The 21247-nt window shown below is 46.7% G+C and carries 12 protein-coding genes; 2 read left to right on the top strand and 10 right to left on the bottom strand.

The genetic code is table 11. From position 1 onward, the window contains the following. Nucleotides 1-4: 4 nt before the first annotated feature. The 9 genes from KUA49_RS02635 to KUA49_RS02595 form a co-directional block, all read right to left on the bottom strand. The gene (locus KUA49_RS02635) at nt 5-1192 is read right to left on the bottom strand and encodes a BACON domain-containing protein (protein ID WP_218411929.1); all 1188 of its coding nucleotides are present in this window, start codon (nt 1190-1192) and stop codon (nt 5-7) included. A gap of 9 nt (nt 1193-1201) precedes the next feature. Next, nucleotides 1202-2476, bottom strand: a complete 1275-nt coding sequence (locus tag KUA49_RS02630) for a DUF4302 domain-containing protein (RefSeq protein WP_218411930.1) — start codon at nt 2474-2476, stop codon at nt 1202-1204. 9 nt (nt 2477-2485) lie between these two features. Then, nucleotides 2486-3382, bottom strand: coding sequence for a putative zinc-binding metallopeptidase (locus KUA49_RS02625; RefSeq protein WP_218411931.1), 897 nt, complete (start codon nt 3380-3382; stop codon nt 2486-2488). Nucleotides 3383-3406: 24 nt separating this feature from the next. After that, complete coding sequence (locus tag KUA49_RS02620; RefSeq protein WP_218411932.1) at nt 3407-4984, bottom strand: RagB/SusD family nutrient uptake outer membrane protein; 1578 nt, start codon at nt 4982-4984, stop codon at nt 3407-3409. Between the two features lie 18 nt (nt 4985-5002). Further along, nucleotides 5003-8308 carry a SusC/RagA family TonB-linked outer membrane protein gene (locus KUA49_RS02615; RefSeq protein ID WP_218411933.1) on the bottom strand — a complete coding sequence of 1102 codons (3306 nt, stop codon included), beginning with the start codon at nt 8306-8308 and terminating at the stop codon, nt 5003-5005. A 478-nt stretch (nt 8309-8786) separates the two neighbouring features. Next, nucleotides 8787-10367: an IS66 family transposase gene (tnpC, locus tag KUA49_RS02610; RefSeq protein WP_318331635.1), complete on the bottom strand. Its 1581-nt coding sequence runs from the start codon at nt 10365-10367 to the stop codon at nt 8787-8789. A gap of 101 nt (nt 10368-10468) precedes the next feature. Beyond that, nucleotides 10469-10816: an IS66 family insertion sequence element accessory protein TnpB gene (gene tnpB, locus KUA49_RS02605; protein ID WP_118189835.1), complete on the bottom strand. Its 348-nt coding sequence runs from the start codon at nt 10814-10816 to the stop codon at nt 10469-10471. Then, nucleotides 10804-11214, bottom strand: a complete 411-nt coding sequence (locus tag KUA49_RS02600; RefSeq protein ID WP_270532637.1) for a hypothetical protein — start codon at nt 11212-11214, stop codon at nt 10804-10806. The genes tnpB and KUA49_RS02600 overlap by 13 nt, the downstream gene beginning before the upstream one ends. A 77-nt stretch (nt 11215-11291) precedes the next feature. Then, nucleotides 11292-11624: a hypothetical protein gene (locus KUA49_RS02595; RefSeq protein WP_218412984.1), complete on the bottom strand. Its 333-nt coding sequence runs from the start codon at nt 11622-11624 to the stop codon at nt 11292-11294. 273 nt (nt 11625-11897) lie between these two features. Here KUA49_RS02595 and KUA49_RS02590 point away from each other — a divergent pair, with 273 nt between their 5' ends. Further along, nucleotides 11898-12980, top strand: coding sequence for a histidine kinase (locus KUA49_RS02590; protein WP_318331664.1), 1083 nt, complete (start codon nt 11898-11900; stop codon nt 12978-12980). Between the two features lie 86 nt (nt 12981-13066). Beyond that, nucleotides 13067-13822 carry a LytR/AlgR family response regulator transcription factor gene (locus KUA49_RS02585; RefSeq protein ID WP_218412986.1) on the top strand — a complete coding sequence of 252 codons (756 nt, stop codon included), beginning with the start codon at nt 13067-13069 and terminating at the stop codon, nt 13820-13822. A gap of 672 nt (nt 13823-14494) precedes the next feature. Here KUA49_RS02585 and KUA49_RS02580 read toward each other — a convergent pair. Then, complete coding sequence (locus KUA49_RS02580) at nt 14495-21235, bottom strand: choice-of-anchor J domain-containing protein (RefSeq protein ID WP_218412987.1); 6741 nt, start codon at nt 21233-21235, stop codon at nt 14495-14497. Nucleotides 21236-21247 lie beyond the last annotated feature (12 nt).

The raw sequence follows: 21247 nt of genomic DNA, 5'->3' as shown, positions 1-21247 counted from the left end.
AAGTTTATTTTATGATAGATGATTTGCGATACGACTGCCATACAGCAAGCTTGGCTGCTATACTGCTGGCAGATGGCCCCATCTGGCGAGCCAGGGCAGGAGCCTGACGCTTGGCAGAAGATGCATCACCGCCCTTTGATATTTCCTTGAGGAATGGCTGTACCATCCAACCCTGATCGAGCACGTAGTTAGATTTGGAAGGACTCTTCGCCTTGAACACCTGCAGAATCATAGCCAGGAAGTTGCCAGTCTGATTGTTGACATTGTAGGCAGTACCGCCAAAGAATCCGTAAGTACCATACTGCTCACTATACTTGAATGTGGCAGAAATAACTCCAGACTCTGAACCCATGTAGTAAGCGGCATCCTCGTCGAGGAAGGTATCGTAGATAAAGTACTTACCCACCTTACCCAGGCACTGGCTGCTGCGGGTCTCCACGCTACCTGTTTTCTCATTCACAGTGATTGGGAATACCAGTCCCATTTCAGGAATAGAAAGCTCGGTGCGGCTCAATGTAGCATAAACGACCTGCTGCTCCAGCTTGTCATCCTCGTTGAAATCGTAGTAAGAATAAACATACTCGCCGGCAATATCCTTGTCGAAGTCAAACTGCTTCACTACGAAAGAGTCTGTAACGGCTGCCACCTGATACTTAATGTAGTCGGCACGCAGATGACCTGTAGTATTCTCGCTGAGCAATACCTTCAATTCCTTGCTCACGGTATCAACCGAAGCCTTTGCCCACTCAGGAGCATAGATAACCTTCACATCAGCGTTGGAACTGTATGCCTTCACGAACTCCGTAGCCGCGTCGTTGCTGAAAATCATATCAGCCTTGTTCATCTCGAGCACCAGACCATACTGAGAAACATTGATTACCACAGAGTCGGCCTCTGTCTTCTTGATAACCAGCTTGGCGTTGCGCGACTGGCGAGAGTCGTTGGCAAGAGCAGCCAGCTTCACGGTGCTGCCCTCGATGCTGGCGCTGAGCCATGAAGGTTCGTCGGTGTAAGCCTTGGCAGGAGTACAGTCCACGGTTACTTCACCCTCGCTGGCATTAGGTCCGAGCGAAGTCTGGGCAGAAAGCACGTTGATAGTGCTCTCGGCCACAGCCTGATAATCGCTGTCACTGCTGCATGAGGCCATCAGCCCCATGGCAGCCATACCTATTATATATATAGATTTCTTCATCTTGCTTGATTATTTGTTTGGAGTCAAATTAGAAAGATAATACCATTCGATGACAAACACGTACTGGTTGTTCTCCTTGATAGGCTCTCCTTTTGCGGTACAAGCCAGGGCAACGAATGTATCAGAAGCATAGCCCTCAGAAGCCAGTGTGCCATCGTCCTCGAAGTCACCTTCCTGAGATACGCCGTGCCATACGATGTTCATACCACCCTGTCCGAGCAATATTCCCTTATTCAGGTCGGCGTTCATCAGCCAAAGGGCAGGATATCTCCCGCTAGGGTCATCAATCAGCTGTGAAGGCAGGTTGAGGGCACCCGTTTCCGGGTTGAAGTTCAATCCTATATTATAGGTATATCCGCCAGTGGTGAATGTACCCTTCAGCATGTTCTCCTGGTCTTCCACCTTCGAGATGGTCATATCGCAGGAACCCTGCATGGCAGAGAGTGTCCACTCGCCTACCCAGGTATCAATGCCAGGAGCATAGGAATTCAAGGTCAGAGTCTCGTTGCCCTTTGCTGTCATCACACCTGCCTTGCTCACCAGGAAGTCCTGTGCCTTATCCTCACCCAGAGCCACTGGCTCGTTAACGGCATGGATGCCGGTTGGAGTAACGTAGAAAGGCTGCTCTACCACCTGTCCGTCGGCTGTGCGCGATAGGATGCGGCGTGTGGCAGAGTTAATCTCCACCCTCTTGCTGGCATCCGAAGAATTGCCCACGCTGTAGTTCACGGCCAGGCGCTTCTGCACGTCGGCGATGCTGTCCAGATAGGAAGTCCAGTCTACGCCGTCAGCCATACGGGTGAATACCATCTCGTTCTCCCACTTCTTACCCTTTACGAAGATGCTGTCTTCTGTAAGCTTGGTAATCACGAACTCCCAGTCGCCCTGCTCACCTTCTATCTCGCCGTAGGTAGGCTCACCCAGGAAGTGGAAGATGTCGTTATAGGTGTTGAAAGAGAGCACAGGACCCATGCTGCGGTCAACGGTATAACTGGATGTGGCACGCTCTGTAGGCGCAGCAACGGCTGTATCGCCAGCCACGGTCACCTTGCCATTGGCAAACTTCATGAGGAAGGTGTAGCCGCCACCGGTCATTCCCTTGCCTGTGAAATAATGAAGCTGCCATCCGTTCTCAGAAGATTCCAGAATCTTCTGGGTATTCTCAACGGTGCTCTCGATGCGGTTGGCAGCCGACTCGTCGAAGAATTCCTTGTCATCGTGCAGACACGACTGCAAGCTCATACTGCCCAACAAGCAAACGATAGCTATAAATATATGTTTCATAAATCTATTCTATTTTAAATGTTCCAAATCCAAAGAACTCAACTCACTGCCTCTACGCAGGATGGCTGCACGCAATACATCGATATTCACGTCCCATGAATCCAGCATGTAGTTTTTCACGATGTTAAGCTTCTGGTTCAATGCAGATACAGCCTCGTCGCCACCTACCTTCTGAGCATCGTCGAGGATAGCCTGCCACTGCTCAGGAGTATAAGTGATATAGGTAGACAGCATCTCGGCAAAGTCCTCCAAGCCCTCTGACATGGCGTATGGGGTAACAAAGCCCTTGCCGTGAGCCACAGAATCTGGTATCTGATACCAGTTACCACTCACGTAGCCCGACTCGGTAATCTTGTTATAAGATGTGTCGTAAGGCTTCTTCTGGTTCAGGATGTGGGTGAACTCGTGGTGCATGGTGTGGAAGTAATACTGAGTCATCGATGCATAGCTCTCAAGCATGGCATCGGTCAGGTTGTTCACCATGTAGAGTGTTACCTTCAAGCCGCCCTCGGCAGTACCCAGAACTATGGTTCCGTTGCTGTTGTAAGCCGGACTACCAATCAGGTGAATCACTCTTGGCACATTGTGCTTCACGAAATCAGGACCCAGCACCTCGGCGTATGAATCGAGCCAGAGATACTTGATGATGATAGCCAGCTTGGCAGACTTTGCCGAGTCGGCTGGAGTCAGGGTATAAGTATAGTCAGACTCGATGTCCTCCATCTTATACTTGAAATCGATGTTGTAAGGACTGGTGTAGTTCTTCTGCAACCACAAGTCCAGGTTGTCTCTCTGCGGAGAGGTAACAGGGAAGATGGTTGGATCGTCCGGGTCATTGTCTGAGCAAGACACGAAGCCCAGGCCCATCACCAATGCCAACATCAACATATATATATAATGTTTCATTTCTTACTATTACTTTATGTTTTTTTACTTATTGCGAGGGTTTGGTGTAACACCTGCAGTGATTACATCCTGTGGCAACTGGATGGCGAGACGTGGGTCGCGTGCCTCCATGGTGTCGGTGATGTCTGTAATCTTGTAGTTGCTCTTCACGTCACGGCGATAGATGGTGATGCCGTAGCGCTTCACATCCTGCATGCGCAAGCCCTCGTGAACTGTCATGATTCGGCGCAGGTGAAGGATGCACTGCAGCATAGGCTCCTCTGTATCCTTGTCGATGGCGAAGCTGGTGTGGAATGCCTTGCGTGGAGTTGGCTTCTCTGGAGTGTAATAAGCGGTAACTGCATCGCTGTAGAACTTCTTCACGTCATCCAGGGTAAGCTGCACGCCCGTCTTTGAGAAGGCAGCCAACTCGGTGTTCAAATCGTTCAGAGCCTCTGCATAATGACCGAGCAATGCCTGTGCCTCTGCTCTTACGAGCAGGGTCTCATCGGCTGTAAACTCTGCATATACTGCGTGAGGAGTACCGATACCTGCCTGGATATCAGCATACTCAAAATCGTAAGGAATCTTACGTACGATATACTTTGAAAGAGATGCATTAGAGAACACGGTGTAGTTGAACACCTTGTCGCTGATGCCCCAAGGACCTTCTGACTGAACGGTTTCCTTGGTTGCTACGATGGCACTGTGTGCATACTTGTCACCATACTGGAACGGACCTCCGATGGCTCCCCATTCAGAAGCAACCACCTGCAGCAGCAGGTTTGCCTTCACAGATGACCCGATGTAGGCATTAGGCTGAATCTGCTTGTTGGCAGAAAGCGATCCCCATGCATTCCAGTCTCTCAGCATACCCTTGGCGTTGCTGCCCAATACCTTGTTGGCATACTCCACAGCCTTGTCATACTTCTGGTAATAGAGGTAGAAACGGGCTGCGAAAGCGGCAGCAGAAGTTGATGTGAAGTGGAACTTTGGCTTGTCGTAGGTAGAACCTACCAGCTTCAAGCCTTCCTGCAAATCCTTGTCAATCTTGGCATAGAGTTCGGCAAGGGTACCACGGTCGTACTTCACGTGTACATTGGTCTCAACCACCTCAGGGTAAGGGAGACCCAGGTCTGTGGCTGCTGTGGTCTCATCATAAGCCATGCAGAATACATTGGCCATCTGGAACATGGCATAGGCACGGCACAGGAGCGCCTCACCCTTTTGGGCAGAATAAGAGCTCTGGTCTGCCTGACTGTTGATGTGTTCCAAAGCGATATTGGCTGTGGTGACGGCATCATAGTAGGTTGACCAATAAGTAGAAGGAGCCTCATAATCACTGGTTTCTGTAATGTCGTCCCATTCGTATGCCTGCTGCTGGAAACGACTGGCAGCATCCCAACCGGTATTCAGGTTACAATCGGTATTGTCAGAATACATCTCCAGCAGATAGGCTGGATGCACCTGTGGGTAGGCATTAACCAGAAGCTTCGACACATCGGTAGGGCTCTGCAGGTCCAGACGGCTATCTGGCTGCTTGTCCAGATAATCGTTGCAGGAAGTCATGCCAGCCGACAGTGCCAACGCTACAATGGCGATATATAATTTCTTTATTTTCATTTTTATTTTCTACAATAATTAAAGTCCAAGTTTCAATGTAAGAGTAAACTGCTTTGGCATTGGCGAAGCCACACCACCCGCATTCATGAACTCAGGATCCTGACCGTTCAGCTTCTTGTCTGCATAGAGCAGCATGAGGTTGGTAGCCTGAAGCTTCAATGAGATGTTGTTCACTGGTGAGTTCTCGAACCAGCGGTGTGGGAAGTCGTATGCCAGTGAAATCTCCTTCAGGCGGATGAAGTCACCCTTGGCTGTACGCACAGAAGTATAGTTGTAGGCATTGTAGGCTGTGGCCAGCAATGTATGGTTCTGCTCATACTCATAACGGCTCAGTACACCAGGCACATTGGTAACACTCTCATCACCAGGCTGCATCCAACGGTTCTTGAAGTTGTGGGTCATTGATGTCAAGTCGTTATACTTGGCTTTGAAAACCGGGTCAAGGCGCACCACGTTGCCGAAGGCGTATGTAAGGAACAGGTTCAGATGGAAGCCCTTATAGTTAAAGGTGTTACCCAGGGAACCATTGTAGATAGGGTCTGTAGAACCCTCGTAAATCAGATAGTCCGTATTGTCACGATTCTGGAAGTTGAGGTCACCCACGGTAGCCTGGCCCTTCTCGTTGATGCATACTGGATATCCCTTCTCGTTGATGCCCACGAATGGGATTGAGAACAAGGCACGGGCTGGATAACCCTGCTTCGCAAAACCGTTACCCTGAACCAGGTCGATGACGCGACCCTGATTGAAGAGGTCGGTAATCTTCGTGCGGTTGTGAGAGTAGATCAGACTGGTCTGCCAGCTGAAATCGTTGGTCTTCACGTTGGTAGAAGAGATGCTCAACTCCTCACCCCATGACTTCATGGAACCCACATTGACATAGACTTTGCTATAAAGCTGGTGAACGGCAGGAGCAATCTCATCGAAGTTGCGACGCTGATATACATCGAATGTCACGTTCAGACGGTTATTGAAGAAACCTGCATCCACACCGAAGTTGAACTCGTGCTTCTTCTCGTAGGTAAGCTCATCATTTCCGAGTGCTGCCACTACGAATCCCAACTCCTTGTCGGAAGTAGTAGGACGATAAAGGGTATTCATCGAGAGCTTGGTGAGCGCACTGCAGTAAGATGCATCAGGAGGAGTACCTGTCAAACTGTAAGACACACGGAAGGTGAGGCTTGACAATGGCTTGAGCTTAGGGAAGAAGCTCTCCTCGTGTACGTTCCAGGCACCAGACACGTTCCATGTAGGCATCCAACGTGCCTTTGTAGTACGACCCATCTGGTTAGAACCTTCATAGCGGAATGTTCCGTTCACTACATACTTGCCATTGAAAGAATAGGTTGCATTGGCATAGAATGCGGCACTACGTGAATCGGTGTTGCGCAAGCTGTAATAGTTTGAGTTCTCCTGGTCCAACTTCTTGAAATAGAGATACTCGAAGTAAGCTGTCTCACCACGGTAGTTCATACCCCATCCGTTAAACCAGGTGCGGTTACGGCTGATGCCGGTAGTTTCAAGACCACCAAAGAGGTTGACGATGTGCTTCTGTGCAAAAGTATGGTTGTAGTTGGCTGTGGCACGGAAGTCATAGTCCACCATACGGTTTTCTGTACGCTGATAGATACCACCCTGCTTCAACACGGATACTGGCAAGGCATAGAGGTTGGTCTTATCAAGGAAGAGCAGCTTGTTGGCATCACGTATCAGCGAGTTGTCCATGGCGCGGTAAGCCAACGCCTGGTTTGAATCCTCCAGAATGTTGTGCTCCTGCGAAGAAGTGCTATACTTGATGGCACCCAGTGTAGAGAGTTCCAGATCCTTGAAAGGCTTCCACTTCAACTCCAGCTGGAACTTGGCATCAGCCACGTTCAGGTCGATGTAGTTGCTCTCCAGCTCATGCAGGATGTTGAATGCTGCATAGTTGGCATGATAATAAGTATAAGGATCCAGCGCACGTGATGTGTTCAGGGCGTAAGAGTATGGGTTGATATCGAAATCACGCTTCACCTGACCTGATACCACGTCCACATCCTGTCCCAGAGTACCTGGTGCCTTCTGTTTACGGTAAGAACCGCCACCAATCAAGTTGACAGAGAGATTATCCAGAATATGATGGGTCATATTCATGCTCACGGTATAACGGTTCACCTTGCTGTCCTTGTACCATCCTGGGTCAACCATGGCAGAAAGTGAAGCGTAGTAGTTACTCTTCTCGGTACCGCCGCTCAAGCTAACAGAGTGGTTCTGCATGATGGCAGAAGAGAAAAGCTGCTTAAACCAGTTGGTATTGCGATACTCCGCCTGCTGCAGGTAGGCATTCTGAGCCTCCTGGGTGTTGGCGAGACCAAACATACCAGTGGTGCTGTTGTAGGTGTTGATCAGTTCATACATCTTTCCGTATACACCATAGTCGCTGCCATTGAGGATATCAGAAAGATTGAGCCATCCCTTATCCTTCAACTCCTTGTAGATGGCCATCTGGTCCTGAGAGTTGAGAATATCGAAATTGCCGTAAGACGGGATCAGGCGGGTAGTAAACTCACCGGTATAGTTCAGGTGAGCCTGTCCCTGCTTACCCTTCTTGGTAGTAACGACGATGACACCTGCCATCGCGCGCGCACCATATATAGATGTAGCGGAACCATCCTTCAGGATCTGGAAACTTTCGATATCATCAGAGTTCAATCCTGCGATGGCAGAAGAAATCAGGGTCTCCGGATCACCAGAAGCCAGGTCGTCGGCACTCACGTCGGATACATCCTCCATGATAACGCCATCCACCACCCAAAGAGGCTTGGATGAACCATAGATAGATGTTGCACCACGCACACGGATCTTCGGAGCAGAACCAAAGGTACCACTCACGTTCTGCACGGATACACCGGCAGCACGACCCTCAAGAGAGCGGCTGATGTCGGCAACACCATTCAATTTAGCTTCCTCGGCATTTACTCGGTCGGTAGCACCGGTAAAGAGGCGGCGGTCAGTTTTCTGCAAACCAGTCACCACCACTTCCTGCAACTGTGCTTCAGGACGAAGTACCACCTTCATGTTGGCAGTAGCAGCCAATGTCTGACTTTTCATTCCCACGTAGCTAAACACGAGTTTAGTTCCGTTAGGAACATTCAGTTTAAATTTACCGTCAATATCCGTGACTGTACCCTTACTGGCAGCTCCTCCTGAAATCAGGACAGAGGCACCGATAACCGGTTCATTGTCTTCCGCAGATATTACGGTTCCAGATACGTCAATCTGGGCAAACGCAGCTCCGATGCTCATCAAGAGACAAACAAAGAAGAGCGAGAGTCTTTTTTCCATAATTTCTCGTCTTAATTTAAAATTATTATGTAATATTGTGATATCGGCTGCAAAATTACAATAAAAATATGAAATATTATCTTTTTTTGCATAAAATCTGCAAAAATATGCACTTTTTTCTATTTGTAGTAAGAAAAAGTAGACAAAATGTAAAAAATAGATAGAAATATCTCTATTAAGGCTACAAAGTATAAGCGAGTGCAGTGCCATTTTTGCACTACACTCGCCTGAAATCCCATTTAAGTATAACTTATTCGAACCCATCCCAAATTTGAGGACTATAGATTAACACCATCAAACCAGCATATATCATAGCCTTTTAATCATCATTAAACTCATTGTTCAACTCAATAATTTCGACATAATCATTGGTAATTCTTACTAAATCATCTACATTTTCGGGATAAGTGTAAACGGCTCCGCGTTTATACCTTGCATAATTCAAAAAAAGTAGTAACAGCTGATTAAACAAATGCTGTTACTGCTTTTTCCATCGGTCAGGAAGTAAGTCTCTATATTTCTCCAGTGGGGTATTCGGTTGCCATTCAATGGTCTTTTCTATGACATCGCTAATGTATTCAAACAGATTGATGCCATTCAACTTGCATGAAATAGCTATAGAATATAGGATAGCTCCCCGTCTTGCTCCTTCGTGCGAGCCAAAGAACATAGAGTTTCTTCTTGATAGTGATATGTACCTCTGGATTCTCTCAATGTAGTTGTTATCGAGAGCCGTATCACCTCTTTTGAAGATGTCACAAATGGCATTATATTCATTAAGGGCATAGCCGACCGCCTGCGCCAAGGTAGACTTGGGCAGCAAATCCTTCCTGGAAGATATTTCCTCCAGTTTCTCCAATAAATCCTGTAAAATGTCTGGTGCGTATGACTGCCGATAGGCAAGATGGTCTTCAACGGTCCATCCATTTACCCCAACCTTATGTTTTTTGTCTTCTCGATAAAATCTGTTGATGATATCTACGACCTTCTGAGCATCCTTGTCCTCCTTGCCGCAGTCGATGAAGTCTCTCTTGACATGCTGTAGGCAGGCGATTCTCATAATGTCAGGATAAGCATCCGACTCCAGTTTCCGGTAAGGAGCATATGCATCACTCTGTATGGTACCTTTATAATCAGAGAATACGTTAAGTATGACCTGCTCAGAACGTGAACCATCCTCATATACGAAGAAGACAAGTCCCAGTTCAGGCGCACTTACAGCCCAGAGGTAGCCTTTCTTCGAACCCTTGTCCGTAGGCTTTGTCTTGGCTAACAGCACTTTATGATATGTCTCGTCTGCCGAGACATAATCCTGCTGCAACACTACTTGGCAGATAGCCTTATAGAAGTTTTCCAGTACATCGGCACTTCTGGCAATCAGCTTGTTTGCCGTAGCTTTCCTTAACGTAAACCCATTGTCGGCAAAGTATTTGGTAATTCGCTCTACCGGCATGGAATAGATGTATCGCATCTGCAGGAGACCTGCTGCAAAGGAAGGTGAATAGGAAGAATTCAACAACAGAGCCGGCGGAGTCTTCCCCGGATACATGATACTTCCATCCGTATAAGTGTTGATGTGATACACGGTCTTGATGAACTTGATGGGTTCCATGCTGTAACGTATACAGGTACGAGTCCCGAAGAGACGCAACGTCTTCAAAAGCTCTGCATCCATGACTGGATCTATCGTAACATGCACTTCTTTCATTTCGTAATGCATGTCACGCTTGGCTCCGTTGTTTTTGCGTGCCTTTCTTTTTTCGGCCTGCTCTTTTTTCTTCTTGTCAAATTCCTCCTGGGGCATCGAGTCTTGTGGATTCTTCTCCTGACGTTCGGACTTCTTGCCTGAAACGAGCTTGCCGAGTGCCTTGTTCTGACGATTCGCTTTGTCTATGGCGATTCCTTTCTGGACGAGTAGTTCTTCTAATGACTTTATACGTATAATGAGTTCGTTGACCTGTAGGGTCAGCGAACTCACTGTAGTATTAGCTTGCTGAAGTTGTTCGTTGGCAAGCTGAAGTTGTTCCTTCAAAAGTACTATAATTTCGTCCTTTGTCATAGTGCAAAGATACGAAAAAATATCGAGATATGCAAGTATTCTTATATATTATTTTTAGTTATTTTATTGATGTACAATATGTTAGAATTTTCCTGCCGCTACTATAGATTGAGTCTCTTTCTATATTTCATGCTTTTTAGGCAAATTCCGCTCATGATGGCCGATAGTGTCCTGTACGGCATTTTGCATTGTTTGTTCTTGGGGTCAAAGAATGGTAATTCAAAGGTTCCTCGCTCCAATCGCTTCTGGTACAGCAAGAAACCATCGCCATCCCACTTGAGCATTTTTACCTGCTGGCGGTTCTTGGAGAAGAAGATGAATACCGCACCACCAAGTGGCGGAAGTTCCATCTCGGTTCTCACTATCTGATACAAGCCATTTATGCCCATGTTCATTCGTACGTATCTCTGGCAGACATAGTACTGGGTACTCTCATTCAATCCAAACATACTGCATCCTCCTTCTCATAAAGTTTCATCAACGCCATAACAGACTTGGCACATCCTTTTTTAACGGAAACCAAAGTTCCATTTGGAAAGGTTATGTTTATGCCATAAAGGAGGTCCTCCATAGGAAGATCTATGGTAGGAGGTTCCATAGGCACGAACATCATGCCTGTACTTGATGCAGATGCTTCTGCTTTTTCTCTGCGGGCTGCCTCCTGGGCTTGGCGGATTTCCTGCTTGGCACGTAAAACTGAATATCCTTTTTCGCACATCCAGTTCATCATGGTGCGATGATTTACATGTCTTTCCTTCAAGAAAGGAGTAAGTTGGGCCTTGGGGTTTCGATTCAGATAGACTAAGAAGGAATCCCAAGCCTTCTCAAAACGTTCGTTTGCTGTCATAATTTGTTTGATTTTAAAATGATGGTGCAAAGGTACGAATAAATGAGAAGACTACAATGGTATAAACGCGGAGCCGCTTACGGATAAGTAGTGAAAAGTTTGAAGTATTCCTTAATGGCATTCTCCACCTTCACATCACCAATGGGATTCGCTTTCATGTAGTTATCCACATCATACTGACCATTTCTGACAAAATTGTTGAGAATAACCATTTGTTTCTCTACTTCACTCTTAAAATCTTTACCGTTTACAGGTTTCTGTGCCATCAACACTTCATTATACTCCTGTAACTTTTTTAAAGTAAGACTATTAATCTGATTTACGGCAATAATCTCCGACAATTCTGGCTCTTCTGCAGAGCAAGATGACATCGCCAACATGATGGCAAACATCATACTAAATAAAAACATAATCTTTTTCATAATCACAATTGTTTTAAATGATTCATACTTTGTTTAACTGGTGCAAAGGTATTGGTTTTTCCTTTTCCTGCAAAAAACCTTTTCTACGATTCGTCATTCTTACGCTTTCAATCGTCATTTTGATAGCGTAAGCCGTGAAAAGCCTGAACCTAACGATTAACCCTCTATATATCCCCATTCGCACCATGAATATGACGATTCAACGGCACAAGAGTTTGCCGACTGACTTTTTTTTCGTACTTTTGCAGGAAAAAAGAAGCTATGACAAGAAAAGAATTCTTCATTCAACTGAATAAGTTCTGCAGCCAGCCTGGCAATAGTAGACTCTCTCTAGCTGCAACTATGTTATATATCCTTATCCTCTACATAAGTGGTAAGAATATATCCAGTGAAAATAACTTTTGGTGGATTATCTTTGATATCTGGGTTTATGACATAGAATTTGGCGCACTAGGCATACTCACATACCAATCATGCCTTTTTACTACCAAAAAGTTCTTGCAAGGAGATATCACTATCAACAAAATATTGATATTCTGCCTGATTACATGGTCAATATGTATTCCAATTTGCCTATGGATTGAACTGACAAGAACAGGAGGAATATATGAAACAGATGGTTTTTACATCCACCTCATCGTATGTGTTCTGGTATCATCCGTCTCTATTATTCAAGCCTGTGGCAATATCATCAAGCAAAGAAATGAAGAAAAAACAACGCTGACTGAGGACATAAAGAGCGAAAGAGAGAAGACGGCACGTGCACAACTCAACACCCTGAAATTACAACTCGACCCTCACTTTATGTTCAATAGCCTTGGCACACTATCCGGCATCATTGTAGAGGATCCTCAAAAAGCACTAGACTTCACCTCTCGGCTCTCTCGCATCTATAAATACATCGTGGCACATATTGACCAAGATTCTATTACCTTACGAGATGGCTTGAAATTCATACAAGACTATTGTAAACATATAGAAATGAGATATAAGAATCATTTCGTATTTGATATTGCCAGCAACATCTGCCACGATGACGAGGAATTGATACTTCCCCTCAGCCTTCAGCTTCTGGTAGAAAATGCAGTAAAGCACAACCAGCACTCTGAGGAACATCCGCTACACATCCGAATCTATAGAGATGATGACTTCGTATGTGTAAGTAATGAGCTTGCCCCTTATACGAAAATCGGATATAGCAAGGAAGAAGGAACTGGCATCGGCATCAAGAATCTCTTCGACCGATACAAGTTGCTCACCGACAAGATTCCTATCATATTGCAATCCGATACTACTTACACGGTACAGATACCTATCGTCAAGAAGACAAAAGAACTTGAATAATTGTAACATACACAATAATATGCATAAAATCAAGTTATATAATACGAAAGGGGCACAAATGTAATAATATAAAAAAAGGAACAAACATGGCAATAAAAATATTAATCGTAGAAGACGAAAAGCGAATGTACAACTATCTCAAGAAGATGCTCTTAAAGATAGATGCCAGCTATGACATAACAGGTCCAATTACTAATGTAGCAGAATTAAGAGATACGTTGCAGAATGAGGAGCACTACGATCTACTCGTCTCCGACGTACGAATTAATGGTGGCACCTGCTTCAATGCCTTTGAGGTGGTACGTCCCAAGATGCCAGTAATCTTCGTTACCGCCTACGACGAGTATGCGCTTAAAGCCTTCAAGAGCAACGGCATTGCCTACGTACAGAAGCCTGTGGAAGAGGAAGAACTTAGAGAAGCTCTAGAGAAAGCCAAGAAAATGTTATCTCCAGAAAACGAGATTGACAAAATCCTTGCCATGCTTCAGCCTCCTGCCAAGCAATACCGCGAGCGATTCCTTATACCAAAAGGTGATCAATTTCAGATAGTAAACAGTTTTGCCATCAGCTACCTGGAGGTAGACGGCAAGGGAGCCATTGCTCACCTAAGCGACACCTCATTAATAAACATTCCTGAGAGTCTGAACGAACTGGAAAATGAGCTAGACCCCAAAATGTTCTTTCGCTGTAGCCGACAATACCTTATCAATATCGAGGACATCGTCAAAATAGAAAGTACATGGAATGCTAAGCTTATCCTAAAACTACGTAGATTCCCAGACGTAGAATTCGAGGTAAGCCGTGACCGTGTGAAGGAACTGAAGGAGAAGCTGAACCAATAAAAGAACTGAGATAAGCCTCTTTCCTTTTAAAAAAAAACACAAAGTATAAGCGAGTGCAGTGCATTTTTACACTACGCTCGCATAACACACTTAAGATATGGTACAAACATATCAGATAATGGTAAGATGCAAGCCATCACAAAGCTATCACAATAACAGTTATCACAGTTTTTTCAAGGGCATTCTACACCGAAGGTGAAATTGTAATTCTTTTAACTATAGATATAATATAATAATATATATATTATTATATTATATCTATAGTTAGTTTTTGGTTTAGATTTAGAAAAGTGGTTTGAAAAACTGTGATAACTGTTATTGTGATTGTTTGAGGTGAGAACTCATAGTTTCTTGCACAGTAAAACTATGTTCTCTTTCTTGCTAAAATACGAGTTAGTTTTATTAACCAAATTCGGAATCAGCAGCTGCTGAAAATCGCCCCTTATCGCCACCCGAAATTTGGCGGCTTCAGAAAAAAGCCGTATCTTTGCACCATCATTCAGAAGAAAACGAGCTGCATGAATTAAGGGGAGCTAAGGGAAGTCAAGGGCAGTCAAGAGCATCAAGGGAAGTCAAGGGCAGTCAAGACTTGGAGGTATGAATATTCCCGGAATAGAAAAAGGGTGCATCATCAATACATGACACACCCTTTTTAATTATTATTTCCGAATCTTATCTGCGAGATACACGAACCTTCACGGTATCATGACCTACCTTCACAATGTATGTGCCGGCTGTCAGTGATGACAATGAAATGTTCTGAACGTAATCATCTGTAACAACACTATGGGCTACCATCTTGCCATCAGCAGCATAAACAGCTACCTTGTCGCCTGTATGAGCACCCACGATACGCAATGTGCTGCCGGCAACTGTAACCTTCAGCTTATCGGCTGTTACACCATCAATGCCAGTAACAACAAGAGTTACCTTGTTAGAATACTGCTCACCCGTAACAGAATAAGCGGCTGCTACCTGATACTCAAGATAATTGCCAACCACAGAAGACTTATCTGTGTATGAATTACCAGAGATATAGCTGTTGTTCAGCTTGTCACCATTCAGATATACATTGTAACCCAGGAAGGCATTCTTCTGAGAAGTTGCGCCCTGAGCCACATGAGCCACCTTCAATGATGCAGCAGATGCATTCGCCTTTGGCTTGAATGTGAGAACCTCAGCACCCTGCTTTCTAGCCTTCATTGAGTTGGCAGGAGCGTATGGACTCAAACCGATGGAAATGTTCCAGTTGGCATCGATATCAGCACCAGAATCCTCCATCGTACTCCATGAGATACCATCAGAAGAATAAAGGTCGCCACGACCACTGCGAGCAGGGCCCTTATCGTAACCCAGAGGCACTGTAATCTTATTGTGCTCTACATATACTGCCACACGGAGACTCTTGGTAGGGTCGATTGGGAGTGGCTCGTCAAGATGAATGGTATTGAAGGCATACTCCTTCAAGCTTGGAACAAACTGCTGGCGAACCAACGTGTTGTTCTGATATACCAATACATAGAGAGCATCAGGAATCTGATTGATGTAAACCTCTACATCGCTCAATGCCAGATGACCGTATTCCTTCAAATCCTCAGCAAACCAGTTGACTCCTGCAAAGAAGGCACCACCGTTAGGCTGACCGGCTGCATCGTAGCAGTTGCCATTGTGCCAACGCAAGTAGATAGGCTCACCCAGGGCAGGAGTCTGCCAGGTCAGGTTTCTGCTGTCTCCATTGTTCTCCACACGAAGGGTGGTTGGAGCCAGACTACCATTGTCATAATAGAGATCGAGACTCACTGCATCGCTCAACTCGCTCTCGGCAGAGTTCTTGGTAACCAGCTTCACCTGATAATCATAATGACCAATCAGCAGGTTGTGGTCTACATAAGAGATGCCCTGTACTGGAGAAGCGGTAATTTTCTCGCCGTTGCGATAGATATCGAATCCGTAGCAGTCGGTCTGAGGTGCCTCCTTGTAGAAGCTTACACCGTCGATATACAGGTCTGGATTACCCGCAGCCTTAGCCAAGCCGATGTACTCTGTACCCTCAGGCAACTCGCACATCACATCCTGCCACTGCTCTGTGGTTGTCACAGTCTGCAGACGGATGAAGTTGTCACGGTGAGTACCACCTACAGAATAATAGATCTCGAATGTACCATTACCCTTATGGTCATCAGCATTTCTTGCTGCAAGACGAACATACTTCATATTCTCTGCCTTTACAACACCGAATGCCTCAGCCTTCTGACCGGCAACAATCGACTTGCTGCCATCGAATGAGTAGTCGGAACTTACCGTCCAGTTTGACTTGTAGCTCTCGCCCTCAGCACCGAATACCTCTGTACCATCTACAGAAGACTCGAATGAGTTCACGGAAGCTGCAGCCTTGTACATATCAGGATCCTTAAACGAGAGGAGCACGTTGTAACCGTATGTTGACTGCACAGCCTGTACATTCTCAGGAACCTTAGCCTCACCAGAAGCCACGATAGCAGCTGTGGCAACAGCCGACTTAGCCGAAGTAGTACCATCAATATAAACGGTCTCTACGCTGTAGTCGTAATTGCCCTCCTGACTCACGGTTTCCTGATAGAAACGGCGGGTAAGAGGTTCGCCATTCAGTTTCTCGCCATTGCGATATACATTGTAACCTGCCACTGTGTTCAAGCCGCCCATATCCAGAACGATGAACTTGGTAGCCTTACCCTGACGCTGCAGAGCGAGCAACATGTAAGTGATGCCCTCTGGAGATACGAACGAAGACATACCACCTGCCTTGTAAGAAGAGATGTTGTCAATCTCAAGATACTTGCCCATATCGAGCGAGCCTACACGCTCACCGCTTGCCATATCATAGATGCCGATGGTATAGGCATTCGCCTCATTGCCCTGCTCGAAAGCATAGAGCTTGCCATCGTAGTAAGCTGTGCCGGAAGCACCCTTCAGGACAGGACCTGTAGCCAATTTGCTGCCATCCTTAGCCATGTAGATGCTGGTCTCCCAGTCACCAACCTCGAAGCCGCCCTTGCCGCCATCCAGTGTTGGGATGTAAGCCAAGTGGCGTGAGTACTCAGAGATATCGATGCTCTTCATCAACTTCATGGTAACAGGATTGATGACATGTATCTTGGTGCTGTAGTCGCCTGCATAGAGATACTGACCATCGTAAGCCAGGTTACGGATACCGTCGATATCGCTTACCACGCAGCTCTTCACCTTCTTGCCATCCATAGAGTAAACGTCGATTCTACCATCCTCGTTATATATAGAGGTATAGATGTACTTGCCGTCGGTAGCCACAGCCATAGAAGACTTCGCACCGTCGAATTCTCTTACGAACTCAGGCATAGCTGCATCGGTTGTAACAGGACGCTTAGCCAAATCTGCAGGGATTGACATCTCTGAAACGGTAGGAGCATCCCAACGGAGTGAGATGTCGCGGTTGCGGGTTACAGTGGCATCCAGATGATGAGGAGCCGTCTGGTTCTCGATGGCATAAGCCTCAACAGAAGTCTTGCCGCCAAACTCAGACTCACCGCCATCAGCATATACAGATGTTACCTGATAGCTGTAGGTACCTGCGTTAGAGAGAACGTCATCGAATGACTGACCAGCCACAGGAGTGCTGTTCACCTTCACGCCATCACGATAGATGTTGTAACCCACAGGGGTTGCCTCGGTATCGTTGCTGTTAGGAGCCACGTTTACGCGGATGTTCAAGTTACCGTTAATAGCCGACTCAGCTGCAGTAAACCAGGTCTTGCCATCCACAGAGAGCAGGTTACCCTTGCCATTCACAGCCTTGCTGTTGTCGAGACTCAGAGGATGTACATCCGCATCGTTCATGATCTGGAATGCGAAGATATAAGAATGTCCTGGCTTCAGGATAATATCCTTATCCAATGGAATATCGGTGAATGAACCGTCATACTTGATTTCGCCTCTATATTTCTTGCTGTAGATAATCTTACCATCCTCATAGATACGAGGTGCAAGATAGGTAACTGTGTTAACCAACTGGATGGAAACAGAAGAAACCTTCTTGTTGCGGTAAGGAATATAATCCTCAGCATCCCACTTGGCACCTGCGAAGAAGTAACCGCCTGAAGCCAGACCCAGCTCATCCTCATGCTTGCCGGTAGCCCAGCTCATGGTATCACGATGGGCAGCCTCTAACAATGGAGAATCCCAGTTCAGGTGAACATTCTTGTTGTTCTTGATGCTTGAAGTGAGGTTGAGAGGAGCATAATACTGAGCGCCCTCGTTGACGAAGGCTACTACAGAATCGCTCTTTGCCGACTCCTTGCCATTGTAAACCGCTGTCACCTGATAAGAATACTTGCCGTAAACCAGCTTGGTATCCGTGAACTGCATCTCCTTCACTGGAGCAGCATTCACCTTCACGTGGTTGCGATATACATTATATCCATCTGCCACAGCTGCACCATTGCCCTTAGCCCATGTGAGGACGGTAGAAGCAGCCTTAGGCTCAGCCTTCAGGCTCAACGGACGTGGAGCAGAAGACTCAGATGTGGCATTCAGCTTGAAGCTGATGTTCTGTGCTTCCAACTCTGGGTTGGTGAACAGAGTAGCTGTTGTAGCATAGCTGTCGCCCTTCTTTGCCTCCAAGGCATCGAGACCTACGTTGATTACCTGCTCAGCACCCGGCTCCAGCGTACCATGCTTAGGAGAGAGGTTGAGCCACTTGTTGGTCTCTGCCAGGGTATAGCTGAATACCAGGTTAGGACTCTGGTTGAGAGTTCCCATCAGAACCAACTTGCCTGGAACTACATCCATAGAAGAGAACAGACCGCAGACATAGTTCTGACCGGTGGTCTGACCACCCATTACATAACCAGGAACATCGGTCAATACGTGCTTCACATCGGTCAGGGTACCCTTGGCGATGTCATACTGACGGAGCTGCAACTTATCAAACTTATCTGAAGACTCAGCAGTCATATCAGACAACCAGAGGTATGGACCTCCAGGGGTTACGTCATCGTAGGCTGAACCATATACAGCGATGTTGCCATCAGTAGTCAAGGCAGACATCTTACGGATGAACTTACCCTTGCGGTCAACCAATCCGATGGTTGTAAAGGTACCAATCCAGAAGCCGTCGTAGACAGGATCGTAGGTACAGTGGGTAATCTTCAGGTCGGAAACACCACCCACGGTGATGATATCCACGATGCGGCGGTTGTCGAAATCGAGCTTGAAGATACGGTTTGACCAGTCACTGCCGTAGAAGTAGCGGCCGTCGAAGGCAAGGTCGTAGAGCTTGTAATACATCTCAGGAATAGAGAACTGCTCGATGAACTTACCGTTCTTATCGTACTTCCAGAACTTACCCAACTCGATGGAAGAGGTGGTATAGTAATACTCACCATCGAAGGCGATAGACTTCTGCAAGTCGCCGGAGGTGTTCCATGATGGCATGGTCTCCCAGCGGTGAGAGATGTCGCCGGTGCCCTTGTTGGTATTCTCCTTGAGATACCAGGTCAAAGGACCGTTACCCTCGTTCTTGATGGTGAAGTTCTTGGTGATGTTAGCCTCAGCCTCCAGGTCTGCACTCACGGTGTTGGCAGAAAGCGCTACCTTTGGAGCCTCCAGATTGGCTGTGAAGTTGTTGGTACCATCGGCCTTGACGGTCCATGTACCCTTATACTCGTTGTAGCCCTCACGGATGATACTTACGGTATAAGTACCCTCCTCTATCTGGTCGAGCTTGAGCACACCATTCTTATCGGTAGTCTCGCTGATTACAGCGCCGTTATCGCCAGTCAGGGTAACAGGACATCTGGAGATGGTGCCAGATGGAGTCTTGACACTCAGCTGTCCCTTCGCCCAAACCGGGTTCCATACCTTCACATCGTCTACGTACCAATAGTTAATCCACTTGGCATCGTCGCCATGCGCACGGAAACGGATTTTGAACAGGTTATTGCTCAGATATTCACCGATAGGATAGGTATAAGTTGTCCAATCGAAGCCACCAGAGTAGTTGTCGAATACATCGAGACCTTCCCAGGTCTTTCCGCCATCGCAGCTCAACTCTACCTCCATGTAGTCAACATTGGTCTGCTCACTGTTGCGGAGACGCAGGTTGAAGCGCAGATAGGTATTGTCCTTGTTTGGAGTATTCAGCTCGCGGGTCTCCAGTGCCTGGTTGTAATTGGTCAAAGCCGACCAGCTGTAGGTAGCGGATGGGTCAACCAATCCATACTCGTAGTAGTCGATAGACCACTTGCTCTCCTTGTTGTTGTCGAGGTTCACGGTAGTCCACTTGTCGGCATGGAGCGTCCAGTCGTCGAAGTCGTCCTCGAAAGGCAACAGGCGGATATCCGGAACGGTGACCTTCAGAGGTTCACTCTGGGCAGACTCCTGACCATTCTGATGAACGGCAGTCACCGTATAGGTATAGTCAGCATAGTCTGGCACATTATCAGTGAAGCGTGCAGAATCCATCGGAGCCTCGTTCACCTTCTTGCCGTCACGATATACGTTGAAGCCTACCACAGGGTTGGCAGCAGCCAGCTGTTTCTTGCTCTGGGTAGGACGAATCTTGTTGGTTCCCACGAAGATGTCGTCGAGCATCATCATGAAGCCACCCTCAGAAACGCAGTTGATGGTTACATACTTTGCCTCCTTAGGAATGGTATATTTCACGAGTGTCCAAGCCGCAGGAAGTTCCACGTATGGGCCTTCGTTCACATACTTGAAGTCGGAAGGACGCTTGCCGGTGGTAGAATAACCTACGCGAACACGCTCAGCGGCAAAGTTGCCGCCCTCGATCTTGTAACTGCGAGCCATGAAACTAAACTGGAAGTCCTGGTCGAAGTTCAACTCTGGCGAAATGATGTAGTCGTTGTTCTTATCGTCGATAGAACTGAAATCCACCAGCATCTTCTTGCCAGAATAAGGCTGGAAATTTGGATTCTCGTTCACCGCAGGAGAGGTTTCCCAAGGGTTCATGACCACGAAAGCCATCTTCTGACCCTGAGTTGGGAAGGCACAAGCCTGCCAGGTATAGGTATTGTTATTATCGGCGTCGATATACGACCAGCCCACGTTACCGGCTGAATTGATGGCGAAGTCCTGATGATTCTCGAAATCATCGAAGTAGCCATCGGTCTTTTCTGGTGAAATCCAGCTCAACTTCACCGTCTTGTCGCTCACACCCATCAGTTGGAGTCCGTAAGGCACACCTTCGGCATTGCCTTCCACCTTCATCTTGGTATAGCGAACGACAGGTGCCTTGCGAGACTGAGCCACGAAATTCTCCGATGGCTTCACCTTTTCGCCTTCACCCTTCTTTCCATCAGTCAGCGCATCCACCGAAGCCCATACTGCTCCGCAGGTCATTGCCGCCAACAAGATGGCAGAATATTTATAATGTTTCATAAATGTTCTATT

Origin of the sequence: Segatella copri (assembly GCF_019249655.2) — a bacterium.
In the GTDB taxonomy this organism is placed as follows: domain Bacteria; phylum Bacteroidota; class Bacteroidia; order Bacteroidales; family Bacteroidaceae; genus Prevotella.
The sequence above is the reverse complement of the archived record's forward strand: the minus strand, read 5'-3'. Positions and strand labels throughout refer to the sequence as shown.